Annotated in this window: 14 protein-coding genes and 1 tRNA gene; 7 read left to right on the top strand and 8 right to left on the bottom strand. The window is 70.7% G+C overall.

Features of this window, described 5'->3' with window-relative positions:
* Window positions 1–83 precede the first annotated feature (83 nt).
* The 4 genes from purH to M1K48_RS09885 are packed head-to-tail and all read right to left on the bottom strand — an operon-like array spanning window position 84 to window position 5231.
* Window positions 84–1676: a bifunctional phosphoribosylaminoimidazolecarboxamide formyltransferase/IMP cyclohydrolase gene (purH, locus tag M1K48_RS09900; RefSeq protein WP_249454858.1), complete on the bottom strand. Its 1593-nt coding sequence runs from the start codon at window positions 1674–1676 to the stop codon at window positions 84–86.
* A gap of 7 nt (window positions 1677–1683) precedes the next feature.
* On the bottom strand, window positions 1684–3324 hold the full coding sequence (locus M1K48_RS09895; RefSeq protein ID WP_249454856.1) for a heparinase II/III family protein: 1641 nt from the start codon (window positions 3322–3324) through the stop codon (window positions 1684–1686).
* The gene (rpe, locus tag M1K48_RS09890; RefSeq protein WP_249454855.1) at window positions 3321–3983 is read right to left on the bottom strand and encodes a ribulose-phosphate 3-epimerase; all 663 of its coding nucleotides are present in this window, start codon (window positions 3981–3983) and stop codon (window positions 3321–3323) included. Before rpe ends, M1K48_RS09895 begins: the two co-directional genes overlap by 4 nt.
* Before the next feature lie 18 nt (window positions 3984–4001).
* Window positions 4002–5231 (bottom strand): RsmB/NOP family class I SAM-dependent RNA methyltransferase, encoded by a 1230-nt coding sequence (locus M1K48_RS09885; RefSeq protein ID WP_249454853.1) that lies wholly within the window; start codon window positions 5229–5231, stop codon window positions 4002–4004.
* 17 nt (window positions 5232–5248) lie between these two features.
* Between M1K48_RS09885 and M1K48_RS09880 the strand changes: the two genes are divergently transcribed.
* Window positions 5249–5416: a DUF1674 domain-containing protein gene (locus tag M1K48_RS09880; RefSeq protein ID WP_168067581.1), complete on the top strand. Its 168-nt coding sequence runs from the start codon at window positions 5249–5251 to the stop codon at window positions 5414–5416.
* Here the strand turns inward: M1K48_RS09880 and M1K48_RS09875 are convergent.
* Both M1K48_RS09875 and tsaD read right to left on the bottom strand, forming a co-directional pair.
* A complete protein-coding gene (locus M1K48_RS09875) occupies window positions 5413–6390 on the bottom strand; it encodes an NAD(P)H-dependent glycerol-3-phosphate dehydrogenase (RefSeq protein ID WP_249454851.1) in 978 nt (325 codons plus the stop codon). The two genes, M1K48_RS09880 and M1K48_RS09875, sit on opposite strands and share 4 nt — an antisense overlap.
* On the bottom strand, window positions 6387–7418 hold the full coding sequence (tsaD, locus tag M1K48_RS09870; protein WP_249454850.1) for a tRNA (adenosine(37)-N6)-threonylcarbamoyltransferase complex transferase subunit TsaD: 1032 nt from the start codon (window positions 7416–7418) through the stop codon (window positions 6387–6389). The genes M1K48_RS09875 and tsaD overlap by 4 nt, the downstream gene beginning before the upstream one ends.
* Before the next feature lie 48 nt (window positions 7419–7466).
* Between tsaD and hemC the strand changes: the two genes are divergently transcribed.
* From hemC to M1K48_RS09855, 3 genes are read left to right on the top strand one after another with little or no spacing between them, the layout of a single operon-like run.
* Window positions 7467–8390, top strand: coding sequence for a hydroxymethylbilane synthase (gene hemC, locus M1K48_RS09865; RefSeq protein WP_249454847.1), 924 nt, complete (start codon window positions 7467–7469; stop codon window positions 8388–8390).
* A complete protein-coding gene (locus M1K48_RS09860) occupies window positions 8387–9034 on the top strand; it encodes a uroporphyrinogen-III synthase (RefSeq protein WP_249454845.1) in 648 nt (215 codons plus the stop codon). The genes hemC and M1K48_RS09860 overlap by 4 nt, the downstream gene beginning before the upstream one ends.
* Window positions 9031–9840, top strand: coding sequence for a hypothetical protein (locus tag M1K48_RS09855; RefSeq protein WP_249454843.1), 810 nt, complete (start codon window positions 9031–9033; stop codon window positions 9838–9840). The genes M1K48_RS09860 and M1K48_RS09855 overlap by 4 nt, the downstream gene beginning before the upstream one ends.
* A 64-nt stretch (window positions 9841–9904) precedes the next feature.
* On the opposite strand, the gene M1K48_RS09850 is transcribed toward M1K48_RS09855, so the two are convergent.
* Window positions 9905–9979: transfer RNA gene (locus M1K48_RS09850), tRNA-Gly, on the bottom strand.
* A 164-nt stretch (window positions 9980–10143) separates the two neighbouring features.
* Between M1K48_RS09850 and M1K48_RS09845 the strand changes: the two genes are divergently transcribed.
* Together M1K48_RS09845 and M1K48_RS09840 are read left to right on the top strand one after the other, a co-directional pair.
* Complete coding sequence (locus M1K48_RS09845; protein WP_249454841.1) at window positions 10144–11049, top strand: tetratricopeptide repeat protein; 906 nt, start codon at window positions 10144–10146, stop codon at window positions 11047–11049.
* The gene (locus M1K48_RS09840; RefSeq protein WP_249454839.1) at window positions 11046–11690 is read left to right on the top strand and encodes an LON peptidase substrate-binding domain-containing protein; all 645 of its coding nucleotides are present in this window, start codon (window positions 11046–11048) and stop codon (window positions 11688–11690) included. The genes M1K48_RS09845 and M1K48_RS09840 overlap by 4 nt, the downstream gene beginning before the upstream one ends.
* A gap of 7 nt (window positions 11691–11697) precedes the next feature.
* Here the strand turns inward: M1K48_RS09840 and M1K48_RS09835 are convergent, their stop codons facing one another.
* Window positions 11698–12933 (bottom strand): FAD-dependent monooxygenase, encoded by a 1236-nt coding sequence (locus M1K48_RS09835; RefSeq protein WP_249454838.1) that lies wholly within the window; start codon window positions 12931–12933, stop codon window positions 11698–11700.
* A gap of 112 nt (window positions 12934–13045) precedes the next feature.
* Here M1K48_RS09835 and M1K48_RS09830 point away from each other — a divergent pair, with 112 nt between their 5' ends.
* A complete protein-coding gene (locus M1K48_RS09830; RefSeq protein ID WP_249454837.1) occupies window positions 13046–15391 on the top strand; it encodes an FtsK/SpoIIIE family DNA translocase in 2346 nt (781 codons plus the stop codon).
* Window positions 15392–15397: the final 6 nt, after the last annotated feature.

Here is a 15397-nt window from a genome sequence, read left to right as displayed (position 1 = left end):
GTCGTCGGTCCTGTCGCGGCTTCGCGCGCAGGCCGTCCGTGACGCCACCTCTCTCACGCAGCTTCGCTGCGCTCGGGGCTCTGTCAGTGCCGGAAGTGGCGCATTCCCGTGAACAGCATCACCAGGCCCGCATCGTCCGCCGCGGCGATCACCTCGTCGTCGCGGATCGAGCCGCCGGGCTGGATCACCGCGGTGGCGCCAGCCTCGACCGCGGCCAGCAGCCCGTCGGCGAAGGGGAAGAAGGCGTCGCTCGCCACCGCCGAGCCGACCGTGCGCGGCTGGTCCCAGCCGAAGGTCTCGGCCGCCTCGCGCGCCTTGGCGGCGGCGATCCGTGCCGAATCGCGGCGGTTCATCTGACCCGCGCCGATCCCGGCAGTGACGCCATCCTTGGCATAGACGATGGCGTTCGACTTGACGTGCTTTGCAACGGTCCACGCGAAGCGGCAGTCGGACACCTCGCGGGCGGTGGGCTGGCGGCGGGTGACCACCTTCAGCTCTGACGGCATTATCACGCCATTGTCGCGGCCCTGCACCAGCAGCCCGCCGGTGATGCTCTTGACCATCAGGCCGGGCCGGCGCGGATCGGGCAGTTTGCCGACCACCAGCAGGCGCAGGTTCTTCTTGCCCGCGAACACCGCCAGTGCGTCCTCGTCGGCGTCGGGCGCGATGACCACCTCGGTGAAGATGTCGGTGATGGCGCGCGCGGTCTCGCCATCGAGCGGGCGGTTGACCGCGACGATCCCGCCGAACGCCGACACGCTGTCGCAGCGGAAGGCGGCCTCGTACGCCTCGGCGAGGGTGTGGCCTTCGGCGACACCGCAGGGGTTGGCATGCTTGACGATGACGCAGGCCGGCTCGCCGTCGCGGAACTCGGACAGCAGCTCGAGCGCGGCGTCGGCGTCGTTGAGGTTGTTGTAGCTGAGCTCCTTGCCCTGCACCTGCCGCGCGCCGGCGACACCAGCATTGCCGGCGACCTGCGGCACGTAGAGCGCCGCGGCCTGGTGCGGGTTCTCGCCGTAGCGGAGACTGGCGGCCTTGGTCATCGCCAGCGGCAGGGTCGCGGGCAACTGCTCGCCCTGGTCGGCGAACGCGAACCAGCTTGCGATCGCGCTGTCGTAGGCGGCGGTGCGGGCGAAGGCGGCGGCGGCGAGGCGCTTGCGCAGTGCCCATGACGTCGCGCCGCCATGCTCGCGAAGCTCGGCCAGCATTGCCGGATAATCGGCGCTGTCGGTCAGGCAGGCGACGTAGCGGTGGTTCTTGGCGGCCGAGCGGACCATCGAGGGCCCGCCGATGTCGATATTCTCGATGATCGTGTCGCGATCGGCGCCGCCGGCTACCGTCTTCTCGAACGGGTAGAGGTTAATGACGACGAGGTCGATGTAGCCGATGCCGTGGTCGTCGGCAGCGGCGGCGTGGGCTGGATCGTCGCGCACCGCCAACAAGCCGCCGTGGACGCTGGGATGAAGCGTCTTGACCCGTCCGTCCATCATCTCGGGAAAGCCGGTCAGCTCGCTGACGTCGCGGACCTGATGGCCGAGTTCGCGCAGCCGGGCGGCGGTGCCTCCGGTCGAGACCAATTCGATCCCGTGGCTCGCCAGCCCGGCCGCAAGCTCTTCGAGGCCGCTCTTGTCGGACAGGGACAGCAGGGCGCGGCGGACGGGGACGAGGTCGGTCATGGGGATCCTAGCTGGAGCGGCGGAATTGCCAGCCGATCTCGGCGCCGAGGTGCGAGACCTCGCCAACGAGCACCAGCTGGAGGGTGGAGCGGAGTGCGCCGCTGCCGTCGACGACGACGCTCTCCTCGAGCCCAAGCTGAGCGCCGCGGCAGCGGAAGTTCCAGGGCGGGGCGCCGGGCGAGCGGATCAGTGCGCCGAGGCCGTCGGCGGTGGGGACGGCCTCCACTCCGGGCGCGAGGTGGAAGCGAATGGCGAAGGGCACATCCTCGCGAATCTTGCGGCGGCCCCTGGGGGTCAGCCGGTCGAGGCCGCGGACTTCCTTGCCGTCGTTACCAAGGCTGAGCGCGCGGCCGTGGACCAGGCCGAAGCCGCGGACGTAGCCGTCGTGATCGCATTCGATGCGGCTGGCGTCATTGTCCTCGGAGCGAGTGACGGCGACCTCCTCGACCCCGCGGCCGAGCGAACCGTCGGGCTGGATCGCAGTGCTGTTGGTGTCGGCCAGGGTCAGCGTCGAGTGGGCAGCGGTGGTGCGCAGCGCGGCGGCGAGGCCTTCGGGCAGGCTGCTGGCGTGGGGGCCGGGGCCACCGCAATTGACCACCAGTTTCTGCTGCCCGTCGCTGATCTCCAGCGCCAGCGAGGAGGCCGAGCCCGAGCGGGCGAGCTTGCGCGCCGGCGGCAGGGCGGCGTCAATCACCAGGATGGTGCCAAGCGCGCTGAGCCGGTGGTAGCCCCAGCCGCGCGGGGTGCGCAGGGGGCGGGCCCGGAAGCCGCAGCCCTCGATCAATGCCGCAAGCCCGGCCCGGCTGCCCTCGTTGCCGCCCTGCCAGGCCGACAGGGTGCCGTCGCCCATGGTGACGCCATGAAGCGCGGCCAGCGCGGCGGCCCCGGCATCCTCGAGCCCCTGGGGGAAGTCGTGGCGGGCGGCGGCATAGGCGGCGCGGAGAAGGCCGAGCCGGTCGACCAGCGCCGCCTGCTCGGCGGGTGAGCGGCTCATCAGCCCGCCATCCTCATATTGCGCGCTGGCGAGCGCCCGCGACAGACCGCCCTCGGCCTTGGCCAGCCGCGCGGTGCCCGACGACAGCAAAAGACAAGCGGCGGTGAGGCCGGCCCAGGCGGTGATACGCGGCAGGCCAGGCGCCGCCTCGTCAGCGGTGGCGGAAAGGTGGCGCGCGGCGCGGGCAGCGGTGTTGAGCAGGGCCGAGCGATAGTCGGTGTCGCGGCGAGACAGAAGATAGGGGGCGTAGGCCAGCCAGTTGAGCAGCCGCTCGCCCCACAAGGCCGGAGCCCAGGCCGGATCGACCTTGCCGCCGTGGGCGAGCAGCCAGCGCCCGGCCAGGTCCTCGGCCAGCGGGGCGCCGCGTTCACGGGTCGCCGCCGCGGCCAGGTCGCGCAGCCAGCCGAAGCCGTGAAGCTCGGCCCCGGCCGGGGTCAGGGGATCGAGGCTGGTCCAGTCGAGCCCCGACAGCTCGATCGCTTCGCCGCCGCTGATGAAGCGGCCGGCCAGCAATTGCTCGCCCCGCGCCTTGGACCCGGTGACATGGTCGCGGGCAACGCCGATCAGGCGCAGCGGGGGCTTTCCGCGGGCGCGCAGCCGCTGCAGCAGCGGAACCGTCGCCAGCCGGGAAAGACCGCCCCCGCCTGCCGTCATGCGCTGCCCTTCAGGGCGGCGATATTGGCGGCATAATGATCCGCGCCCCCGCGGAAGGCCGCGGTGCCGGCGACCAGCGCGGTGGCGCCGGCATCGACGCACTGGCGGGCGAGGGTGGCATCGACCCCGCCGTCGACTTCCAGCGTGACGTCGAGGCCTTCCTTGGCGATGCGCTTGGCCAGCGCCTCGATCTTGCGCAGCTGCGAGGCGATGAACTTCTGCCCGCCGAAGCCCGGATTGACGCTCATCACCAGCACCAGGTCGATCTCGTCCAGCACATAGTCGAGCATCTTGGCCGGGGTCGCGGGGTTAAGCGACACGCCGGCCTTCTTGCCCAACCCGCGAATGCGCTGGAGGGTGCGATGGAGGTGGGGCCCGGCCTCGGGATGGACGGTGATGATGTCGGCTCCGGCCTCGGCAAAGGCGTCGAGCATCGGGTCGACCGGGCTGATCATCAGGTGGACGTCGAACGGCTTGGCGCTGTGCGGGCGGAGCGCCTTCACCACCATCGCGCCGATCGTCAAATTGGGCACGAAATGCCCGTCCATCACGTCGATATGGATCCAGTCGGCCCCCGCCGCGTCGATCGCCCGCACCTCCTCGCCAAGCCGGGCGAAGTCGGCGGACAGGATCGAAGGGGCAATGATCGGAGCGGCCATGGGACCGATTAGACGGGACTAACCCGCCCGCACAAGGCGAGCCGCAAAGAAGCCGTCCATTCCGCCCTCTTCCTCCACTTCGCCGGGAAGCACGCGCCGCTGTTCGGCGAGGCTGTAGTCGGGAGACGCGCGGAGGAATTCGGCAATGATCTCCTCGCCTTCCTGCGGTTCGAGGCTGCACACCGCATAGACCAGGCTTCCGCCCGGACGCACCCAGGCCGCTGCGGCGGTCAGCAGGCGGCCCTGCAATTCGGCGCTTTCGGCGATGATCCGGTCGGACGCGCGGAGCAGAACCTCGGGGTGCCGGCGGAAAGTGCCGGTGGCGGAACAGGGCGCATCGAGCAGAACCGCGTCGAACGGCTCGTCGGGATTGTAGCCGAGCACGTCCTCGGTGACGATCTGCGCCTGGAGGCCGGTCCGGGCGAGATTGGCGCGAAGTCGCGCCAGACGACTTTCGGAGCGGTCGAGCGCGAAGGTGCGGTGGCCGGCTGCGGCGATCTGCAGGGTCTTGCCACCCGGCGCGGCGCAGGCGTCGAGCACGCGAAAAGCATCGGCCGGGATCATCCGCGCGGGCAGGGTCGAGGACAGATCCTGAATCCACCAGCGCCCCTCGGCAAAGCCGGGGAGGCCGGTGACGGGCCGGGTGTCGGACAGGCGAACGTGGCGCTCGGCCAGGCTGATGCCGCCTTCGGCCCCGGCAAAGGACAGTGCTTCGTCGTGGCTACGGAAACTGAGGTCAAGTGGCGGGCGGCGGACGATGGCGCGTCGGGCGGCGTCGACGGCTTGCTGCCCCCATGCCGCGGTCCAGCGGTTCTCTACCGCTTGCGGCAAGGCGCCCTCGTCTGCCTCGGGCAGCGCGCCGCGCAGGAGGGTGCCGAGCACGCCGTGGACCAGCCGCCTGGGGCCGCCCTCGACCAGCGGGAGGGCGGTGGCGACCAGCGCGTGGTCGGGGACCTTAAGTGCGATCCGCTGCGCCAGCGCGAGGCGCAGCACCATCCGCGCCTTGGCATCGTCGGGCAGGATCTGGCGGGTCGCGCCGTCGATCAGCCGGTCGAGCAGAGGCAGGCGGCGCAGCGTTTCGCCGGCAATCGCTAGCGCCAGTGCCTGGTCAGCGGGTTCGAGCTTCTGCAGGCCCTGCGCCGCCGAATCCATCGTCTGGCCGCTGCGCACCACCCGGTCGAGGATGCGCAGCGCCGAGCGGCGTGCCCCCACCCCGGCTTCGGGACCCCTTGGCTGCGGCTGCCTCAACGCCCATCTCCCCCTTCATGCCGCGCCCAGCCAATCTTCAGCCGCCCGCCTATCTCAGCAAGTCGCCGCCGGTGCCCGAGCCCGAGCCGGTCGAGCCAGCGCCGCCGCCCGCCGGGGACAAGCCGCGGCTCGACCCGGTGCGCTACGGTGATTGGGAAAAGAGCGGAATTGCGTGGGATTTCTAGGTCCTTTCGGGGCGTAGGGGACGGCTGAGTAGCCGCCCGAGGACGGCATCGACATCGGCCCGCCCGGCGAGCAGGTCGTCGACCGCCGCCACGATCGGCATTTCCACGCCCTCGGCCTCGGCCAGCCGGCGCAGAACCGGCGCGGTAAACGCGCCTTCGGCGACGGTGCGGCGATCGGCCATCAGCTCAGCGGCCTGACGCCCTTCGCCTAGGCCCTTGCCGAGCGAGAAATTGCGGCTGCTGGTGGACGAGCAGGTGAGGACGAGGTCGCCGAGCCCCGACAGTCCGGCCAGCGTCTCGGCCCGCGCTCCCCGCGCCAGCCCGAAGCGGGTCATTTCGGCGAAACCACGTGCGATCAGGGCGGCGCGGGCGTTCTGGCCGAGGCCGCGCCCTTCGACCACACCGCAGGCGATCGCCAGCACGTTCTTGACCGCCCCGCCGACCTCCGCCCCGGCGACATCGTCGCTGAGGTAGATCCGGAAGGCGGGGCGGGCGAGACGGGTGCGGACCGCTTCGGCCTCGGCCTCGATCTCGGCGGCGAGCGTCAGTGCGGTGGGCAGTCCGGCCGCCACTTCATGCGCAAAGGTCGGGCCCGACAGCACCATAACCGAGGCGCCGGGACAGGCTTCGCGCGCCACTTGGTGGAGCAATTGCCCGCTCGCTTCCTCGATCCCCTTGGAGCAGAGCAAAAGCGCACCCGGACAGCCCGGTGCCGCCTCCAGCACCCGCCGCATGTGCTGCGCCGGGGTGACCACCAGCCAGGCGTCGCATTCGCTCAGGTCGGCAAGATCGGTGGTCGGGCGGATCGCTTCGGACAGCGGGACGCCGGGCAGGAACAGGGTGTTTTCACGGGTCGCGGCGATGCTGGCGGCGACTTCGAGCTCACGCGACCACAACAGCGTCTCGCCACCCTGCGACGCCACTTGCGCCAGGGCAGTGCCCCAGGCGCCGCCGCCGATCACTCCGATCTTCATGCCTTCACTCCTGCCCCGCGGACCGCTTCGGCGCCTTCGTCGAGCGGCCAACGGGCCCGCGCCGGGGCGTCGAGGCCGTCGACCAGTCCGGCGGCGAACCGCTCGGCACCCGCCCAGGCGATCATGGCGGCATTGTCGGTGCACAGCCAGCCGGGCGGGACCGAGAAGGCGCGGCCTTGTTCTTGCGCCAAGCCTTGCAGCGCCGAGCGGACGGCGGAATTGGCGGCGACCCCGCCGGCCACCACCAAAGTCGGCGCGTCGCTCTGCGCCAGGGCGCGGCGGGTGCGGTCGACGAAGCAGTCGACCACCGCCTGCTGGAAGCTGGCGGCGATGTCTGCGGGCCGGTGTGTGCCGGCGGTGACCGCGCGCTGCACCGCGCTCTTGAGCCCGGCGAAGGAGAAATGCGGCTCGGGACTGCCGACCAAGGGCCGCGGCAGGGGCACCGCCTTGGCGTCACCCTCGCGCGCCAGTCCCTCGATTGCCGGACCGCCTGGATAGGGCAGGCCGAGCAGCTTGGCCGCCTTGTCGAACGCCTCGCCTGCCGCATCGTCGATAGTGGTCGCCAGGCGGCGATAGTCGCCGACCCCGCGCACCTCGAGCAACTGGCAATGGCCGCCGCTGGCCAGCAGCAGCAGGTAGGGAAAGCCTAGCGCCGGATCGACCAGCCGCGGCGACAGGGCATGGCCTTCGAGGTGGTTGACCGCGACCAGCGGCTTGCCCGAGGCCAGTGCCAGCCCCTTGGCGGTCAGCAGCCCGACCATCACCCCGCCGATCAGGCCCGGCCCGGCGGTGGCGGCGACCGCATCCACCTCGCCCAGCGCGATTCCGGCGTCGTCCAGCACCTCGCGGACCAGGCCCGGAAGCACCTCGACATGGGCGCGCGCGGCAATCTCCGGCACCACGCCGCCGAACGGGGCGTGGGCCTGGTTCTGCCCAACCACGCGCTGCGCCAGGATGCGCCGGTCGCTGGTGACAAGCGCCACCGCGCTGTCGTCGCAGGAGGATTCAAGACCGAGGATCAACGCCATCTGCCGCCGCCTTTGCGGTTCGCTTGCCGCTCTGGCAAGAGTGGGGCCATGACCCCGCGCCTGCTTGTCGGAACCCGCTCCTCCCCGCTGGCGCTTGCCCAGGCCCGCACCGCCGCCGCCGCGCTCGAAGCGGCGCATGGGTGGGAGGCCGGCTCCGTCCTGCTCCACGAAGTGCGCACGACCGGCGACGAGGTGCAGGATCGCGCGCTGGCGGAGATCGGCGGCAAGGCGCTGTGGACGAAGGAGCTCGACCAGTTCCTGCTCGGCGGAACGACCCAATTGTCGGTGCACAGCTGCAAGGATGTCGAGAGCGAGCGGCCGGACAATCTGTGCATCGCGGCCTTCCTGCCCCGCGCCGACGTCCGCGACCGGCTGATCGGGGCGACCTCGATTGATGCGCTGAGCCAGGGCGCGAAGGTCGGGACCTCGTCGCCGCGGCGGACCGCGCAATTGCTTCGCCGGCGCCCCGACCTGCAGGTGTCGATCATGCGCGGCAATGTCGCGACCCGCCTCAACCATATCGCCAGCGGCAATTACGAAGCGACCTTCCTGGCCGCCGCCGGGCTCGACCGCCTCGGGATCGAGGAAGGGCAAGCGATCGAGATCGACGAATTCCTCCCCGCGCCCGGCCAGGCCGCGATCGCGATCGAATGCCGCAAGGACGACGCGGAGACCCGCGCCTTGCTCAGGGCGATCGACGACGGGCCGACCCGCCGCGCGGTGACCGCCGAGCGGGCGTTCTGCCGCGGGGTCGGGGGCTCCTGCCATTCGCCCGTCGCGGCGCTGGGCTTGATCGAGGGCGACGACAGCCTGTGGCTGCGCGCGGAACTGCTGAGCAGCGATGGTGCCGCCCATGTCGCGGGTGACGTGCGCGCGGCCCCGGGAGAGGAAGAGGAGGCCGGATTGGCCCTCGCCGCCGAGCTGCTGGGCCGCGCGCCGGCCGAGGTCAGGTTGCTGTTCAACCCGGCGTGAGACCCCTGGTCGTCCTTCGTCCCGAGCCCGGCGCCAGTGCCACGGCGGCACGGGCGGCGGCGCTGGGGTTCGAGGTCCGCCGCCATCCCCTGTTCGCGGCAGAGCCGGTCCCCTGGATGCTTCCGGCCGGGCCGTTCGATGCGCTGCTGGTGACCAGCGCCAATGCGGTTCGCCATGGCGGCAGCCTTCCAGCCCTCCCCGTCCATGCGGTGGGCGCGGCATCGGCCGCCGCCGCGCGTGCCGCGGGGCTGGAGGTGCTGACGGTCGGTGAGCGCGGTGTTGACGGGCTGCTCGAGCGCTTGCCGGAAGGACTGAGGCTGCTTCATCTTGCCGGCGAGGAGCGGATCGAGCCGGTCGGGGCCAGGCAGTCGATCACCTCGGTCGCGGTCTACCGCATGGCGCCGCTTACGCTTCCCGAGGCCAGCTTGATCGAGGATACGGTAGCGGTGGTCCACTCGCCCGCCGCCGGACGCCGCCTGTCCGAGGTCGACGTCGCGCGCGAGCGGGTGCGGGTGGCTGCGATTAGCCTGGCCGCGGCGGCGGCCTGCGGTTCCGGCTGGGCGCGCTGCGAAGCGGTGGACGCTCCCAACGACCCCGCCTTGCTTTCCCTCGCCGCCAAGCTGTGCAAGGAACAGGGCCGATGACCAGCAGCGCGGCGAACCGGCGGACAAGCCTCAGTGCGATCCTGCTTGGCGCGCTCCTGCTCCTGCTGCTCGGCGGCGCGGCGGCGATCTGGGCTCTGAACCGCTTTCCGCAGGCCGCGCAGCTGGCGGGGTTGCAGCCGCCGGCGGACGCTCTAGCCGAAGCGCAGCCGCGTGCAGTTGCCACCCTTCCTCCGGCTTCGCCGGCCCTCGCGACCACCATCCCGGTTGACGCACTGCCGGCGACCGAAGCGCGGGTCGCGACGCTGGAAGCACGGCTGGCGCGGGTCGAAAGCGCTACCAGCCGGGCGGAAAGCTCGGCCGGGCGCGCAGATGCGCTGCTGGTCGCTTTCGCTGCTCGCCGGGCGATCGATCGCGGGGTGGCGCTCGGCTATCTCGAGCCGCTGCTGACCGAGCGGTTCGGCCCCACCCATCCGCAGGCGGTCGCCACCATCGTTACCTCCTCGCGGCGGCCGGTGCGGCTGGACCAACTCGCCGCCGACTTCACGACCCTGGCGCCCAGGCTCAAGGCGGCGCCCGAAAGCGACAATCTGTGGCAGACGATGCGGCGGCAGATGGGAGATCTCGTCACGATCCGCCGCGCCGACCAGCCGAGCCAGCGGCCGATCGCCACCTATGACCGTGCGGTCGCCCGCCTCAACGCCGGCCAGGTCGACCAGGCGCTGGCCGAAGCGATGCGGCTGCCCGGAATCACCGCCGCGCCGGCCTGGGTGGCGAGCGCGCGCAGCTACGTCGCTGCGCACCGCGCACTCGACCAGATCGAAAGCGCGGCGCTGCTCGCTCGCTGAGGGCCGGCTGCATCTCGCAAATAAGGTGAGATAAGGCGCTGAAAGTGACGATCGGAAGGATCGCTGGAGCGGGCGAAGGGATTCGAACCCTCGACCCCAACCTTGGCAAGGTTGTGCTCTACCCCTGAGCTACGCCCGCTCTGGCGCCATGCGACGGCGGCTCGCGCCGTCTGGGTGGGGGCCCGTTAGCAACGGCTTTCGGGGCTGGCAACCCTTTCAGTGGCTTCCGGGTTGAGAGACTTGGCGCATCGGGTCGGTCGGCCCATATGCGCTGCATCACTTACCAAGAGGAAACGGGCAAGCGTGGCGACACTGGGAATGAGCGCTGAGGAGCGGGAAGCGATCCGCAGCTTCCAGGAGCGGGTGCTCCAGCCGTCGCTCGACAAGCTTGTGATCCTCGATTTCTGGGCGGAGTGGTGCGGGCCGTGCAAGCAGCTCGGGCCGGTGCTGGAAAAGGTTGCCGCCGACTATGCCGACAAGGGTGTGGTCCTGGTCAAGGTCGATGTCGACGAGGAAAAGGTCGTCGCCGCGCAATTCCAGATCCGCTCGATCCCAACGGTCTACGCGATCTTCGGCGGGCAGCCGGTCGCCGACCTGACCCAATATCGCAGTGAGGGGCAGATCAAGCGGGTGCTCGACCAGTTGCTCGGCCAGCTTCCGGTCAAGGGCGAAGCGCAGGCGCTGGAAGCCGAGATCGAGCCGCTGATCGCGATGGGCGAGGAAGTGCTCGCCTCGGGCGATGCGGAGCGGGCCGAGAACATCTTTCGCCAGATCGCCGAGATGGATTCCGATCACCCCGAGGTCGTCGGCGGCCTCGCCCGCGCGCTGATTGCGCTGGATCGCCCCGATGAAGCCCGGGCGCTGCTCGATGGCCTGCCCGAATCGGCGGCTGGCGATTCGGCCGTGGCGCGCGCCCGCGCCGCGCTCGACATCGCGGTCATTCCCGCAGCCGACACGTCTGGGCTGGAGCAGCGGCTGGCGGCGAACCCCGACGATCACGAAGCGCGGCTGGAACTGGCCAATGCGCAGATGGCGGCCGGGAGGCGGGACGAGGCGGCTGACGCCCTGCTCGACCTCGTTCGCCGCGACCGCGACTGGAACGAGGGCGCCGCCCGCACCCGCTTCCTGCAATTGCTGGAGGCGCAGGGGCTGGAGGATCCGTGGGCACGCGCGCAGCGCCGCCGCCTGTCCGCCGTGCTGTTCACGTGAGCGGGTCACCCCTTCGGCTTCCCCTGTTTCCGCTTGGCGGCGCGATCCTGTTTCCGCGCAGCCACCTGCCGCTGCACATCTTCGAACCGCGCTATCGCAAGATGGTCGAGGATGCGGTCGCCGGCGGCGGGCTGATCGGGATGATCCAGCCCCGCGCCGCTCCCGACGACGGGCTGGGCAATCCCGAACTGTACCGGGTCGGCTGCATCGGCGAGATCGTCGGAATGGAGGAGCTGGCCGACGGACGCTTCAACCTCGTGCTGCAGGGGACCACCCGGTTCCGCCTGATCGCCGAGGCGGATGTCGGCACGCCCTACCGCCAGGCCGACGTGATCCCCGGCGACGATGCCGAGGTTGAGCCCGATGCCCTGCCGTCGGTGCTGCGGGCCGCGGTCGAGCAGGAGGCGCGCCTCTTGGGTGATGCCATGGGGCTAATGGTCGACTGGGAAGCGGTCGAGCGGCTCGACGACGAGATGTTGGTCAATGCCATCGCCCAGGTCGCGCCGTTCGACGGCGGGGCCAAGCAGGCCCTGCTGGAGGAAGACGTCCTGACCGGCCGGGCCGAATTGCTAATCCAGCTGATGCAGTTCCTGCGCATGGCGCAGGGCGGCGGCGGCGACGTCAGCCCGCGGATGCAGTGACGACGCTTTAGAGCGCTTCGCCCAGCAGCAGCCGCGGCAGGTCGCCGCTGTTGCCCCGCGCCGCCGCGTTGAGCTTGTGCTTGAGCGGGCCCAGGCGATCAACGATCCCCATTCCCAGGCGCCGCACTGCCGATGCCGTGCGCCCCGGCACCCCGTAGAGCCGGGTCAGCCCGTCGGTCGCCAGCGCCACGCTGAACGCATCGAGCGCCCGCCAGCGCTGGTAGCGGGCGAGCAGTTGCGCATCGCCGAGGTCGAGGCCGAGCCGGGCGCCGTCGACCAGCACTTCGGCCAGTGCCGCCGCATCGCGGAAGCCGAGGTTCACCCCTTGCCCGGCGATCGGATGGATGGCGTGCGCCGCATCGCCGGCCAGCGCCAGGCGGGTGTCGGTGATCCGCGTCGCATGGTGGAAGCCGAGCGGATAGGAAGAGCGCGGCGTCAGCAGGCGGATCGATCCCAAGAAACCGCCCATCGCGGCCTGCGCCTCCGCGGCAAAGTCAGAGTCGTCGAGCTTGAGCAGGCCAGCCGCCTTGTCGCTGGAAATCGACCACACGATCGCCGATCGGTGGGTGCCGTCCTCGAGGTCGGTCATCGGCAGCAGAGCGAATGGCCCGGCCGGATAGAAGATCTCGTACGCGATCTGCTCGTGCGGCCGCTCGTGGGCGAGGGTCGAGACGATCGCGGTATGCCGGTACGACCAGCGCGCCATGCGGATCCCAGCCGCGTCGCGCGAAGGCGAGTTCCGTCCTTCGGCCCCGACGATCAGCGGCGCGGTCAGCTCCGCCCCGCCGGCCAGCCGGACCCGGCCCGAGAAATCGTCTCGCACGACTTCTGCGACCGGACTCTTCCAGCGCAGGTCGATCGCCGCGCCGGCTTCCGCGCGGTCGTGGAGCGCGGCGCGCAGGTGGCGGTTCTCGTGCATCACCCCCAGCGGCTCGCCATCTTCGCCAGGCTTGAAGGTCAGCCCGCCCGGGGCCAGCCCGTCGGCGACGCGGATGGCCTGGATCGGGCAACCTGGCGTGGGCAGATGGTCGAGCACGCCGATCGACCGGAACATCCGCATGCTGGAGGAAGAGACGGCGGTGGTCCGCCCGTCGAAGGCGACATCCCGGCGTTCGGACGGATCGGCGGGGTCGACCACGATCGAGGTCAGGCCCGCACTGTCGAGCGCGGCGGCGAGCGACAGGCCGACCATTCCCCCGCCAAGGATGATGACGTCCGCCTGGGAGCGCTGTTGCTGTGTCATGGAAGCCGCATGTAGGCGCTCGATACCGCCTCGTCATCCTTGACCATGGTCTCGGGTCACAGGCACAATAAGGGAACGAACACACACTCGGGGCGGGACGGGCACTTAGGACATGGCAACGGCAGCAGCACGCACGCGAGCCGACCGGCGCGAGCTGGAACCCGACTGGCGCGACCGGCTGGGCGGCGCGGTGCGCGCGCTAGCGGTCAAGCTGACCGGCGTGGTGGCGATTGCCGTCGCGCTGGCCCTGGCGGTCGCCCTCCTTACCCACCAGCGGACCGACCCGAGCTGGAGCACCGCGGCGGGCGGGCCGGCGCAGAATTGGCTGGGAATGCCCGGCGCTTATGGCAGCGACCTGCTCTTGCTGCTGTTCGGCCCTGGCGGCGTAACCTTGCTGCCGGTGCTGGCGCTAGCCGGAATCAGGCTGCTCGGCGATCGTCCGACCGGGCGGGTCGGGCGCGCCCTGCTGGTCGCCTCGCTGGGCGCGGTGCTGATCGGCATGGCGCTTGGCCTCACCACCAAGTCGGTGGCTTCGGGCCTTCCGGCCGGGCTTGCCGGAGTGCTCGGACTGGCCGGCGCGACGGCCTGGAACGCGCTTCTGGCGCTGATCCCCGAACCTGCCATCGCGGGCCCGAGCCGGATCGCGCTGATCCTGCTGCTCGGGCTTGGCGGGCTGCTGCTGGCGTTCCTGGCGCTCGGTCTCAATGCCGATGAAAAGGCGTTCGTCGCCACCCGTCTGCGCCGCCGCGAGGGCGAAGCCGCTCCGGCGCCGCGCCGGACTGCGGTTGAGCGCGACGAAGGGCGGGCGGTGGCCCCGCCGCGCTCGCGTCCCGAAGTCAACGTCAAGGAACCGAGCACCGGCATCGTCGCGGCGGCGACCGTCGTCGACAAACCGCGCGGGCGGAAGGGCGCGGCCAGCCAGCAGCAGAGCCTGGCGCTGGGCGACAGCTATGCCCTGCCGCCGATCGACCTGCTGACCGCGCCGACCGACGCCGGGCGCAATCCGGTCGACCGGGCCGGGCTGGAGCGCAATGCCCGCCTGCTCGAAAGCGTGCTGGAGGACTTCCACGTCCGCGGCGACATCGTCGAGGTCCGCCCCGGCCCGGTGGTCACCATGTACGAGCTCGAGCCCGCGAGCGGCATCAAGGCCAGCCGCGTGATTCAGCTTGCCGACGATATAGCCCGCAACATGAGCGCGCTGTCCGCGCGCGTCGCGACCATCCCAGGCCGCAGCGTGATCGGGATCGAGCTGCCCAACCCGAAGCGCGAGAGCGTTGCGTTGCGCGAACTCATCGGCAGCCAGGCCTTTGCCGACCAGGCGATGAGCCTGCCTTTGGTGCTGGGCAAGAACATCGCCGGCGACCCGGTCATCGCCGATCTCGCACCGATGCCGCACCTGCTGGTCGCGGGCACCACCGGCTCGGGCAAGTCGGTCGGGCTCAACTGCATGATCCTGTCGCTGCTGTACCGGATGGGGCCGGACCAGTGCCGGATGATCATGATCGACCCCAAGATGCTCGAACTCAGCATCTACGACGGTATCCCGCACCTGCTCGCCCCGGTGGTCACCGAGCCGCCCAAGGCGATCCGCGCGCTGAAGTGGGCGGTCGAGCAGATGGAGGAGCGCTATCGCATGATGGCGAGCCTTGGCGTGCGCGCGCTCAAGAGCTTCAACGACAAGGTGCTGGAGGCCAAGGGCCGCGGAACCAAGCTCGGGCGCAAGGTCCAGACCGGCTACGACGCCGACAGCGGGCAGCCCGTCTACGAGACCGAGGAACTGGATTACGAGGTCCTGCCGCAGATCGTGGTGGTGGTCGACGAGCTTGCCGACCTGATGATGACCGCCGGTAAGGAAGTCGAATTCCTGATCCAGCGCCTCGCGCAAAAGGCCCGCGCGGCCGGCATCCATCTGATCATGGCGACCCAGCGCCCTTCTGTTGACGTCATCACTGGCGTCATCAAGGCGAACCTCCCGACCCGGATCAGCTTCCAGGTCACCAGCAAGATCGACAGCCGCACCATCCTTGGCGAGCAAGGGGCGGAGCAGCTGCTGGGCAAGGGCGACATGCTCTACATGCCGGGCGGCAAGCAGATCCTGCGCGTCCACGGCCCGTTCGTCAGCGACGACGAGGTGCGGCTGATCGCCGACCATTGGCGCAAACAGGGCACGCCCGATTACATCAGCGCGGTCACCGAGGAGCCCGAGGACGGAGGCTTCGCGCTGGACGGCGCGCCGGACGGCGACGACGATCCCGAGAGCCAGCTCTACCGCAAGGCGATCCAGGTGGTGGCCGAAAGCCAGAAGGCCTCGACCTCCTACCTCCAGCGCCAGCTACGCATCGGCTACAACAGCGCGGCGCGGCTGATCGAGCGGATGGAAAAGGACGGCAAGGTCGGCCAACCGGACCATGTCGGAAGACGCGAAGTGCTGATGGATACCGACGGCCACCCGATCTGAGGCGGC

It is taken from the genome of Sphingomonas glaciei (assembly GCF_023380025.1).
GTDB lineage: Bacteria > Pseudomonadota > Alphaproteobacteria > Sphingomonadales > Sphingomonadaceae > Sphingomicrobium > Sphingomicrobium glaciei.
Note: the sequence above shows the minus strand (reverse complement) of the source record. Positions and strands in the feature narration are given on the sequence as shown.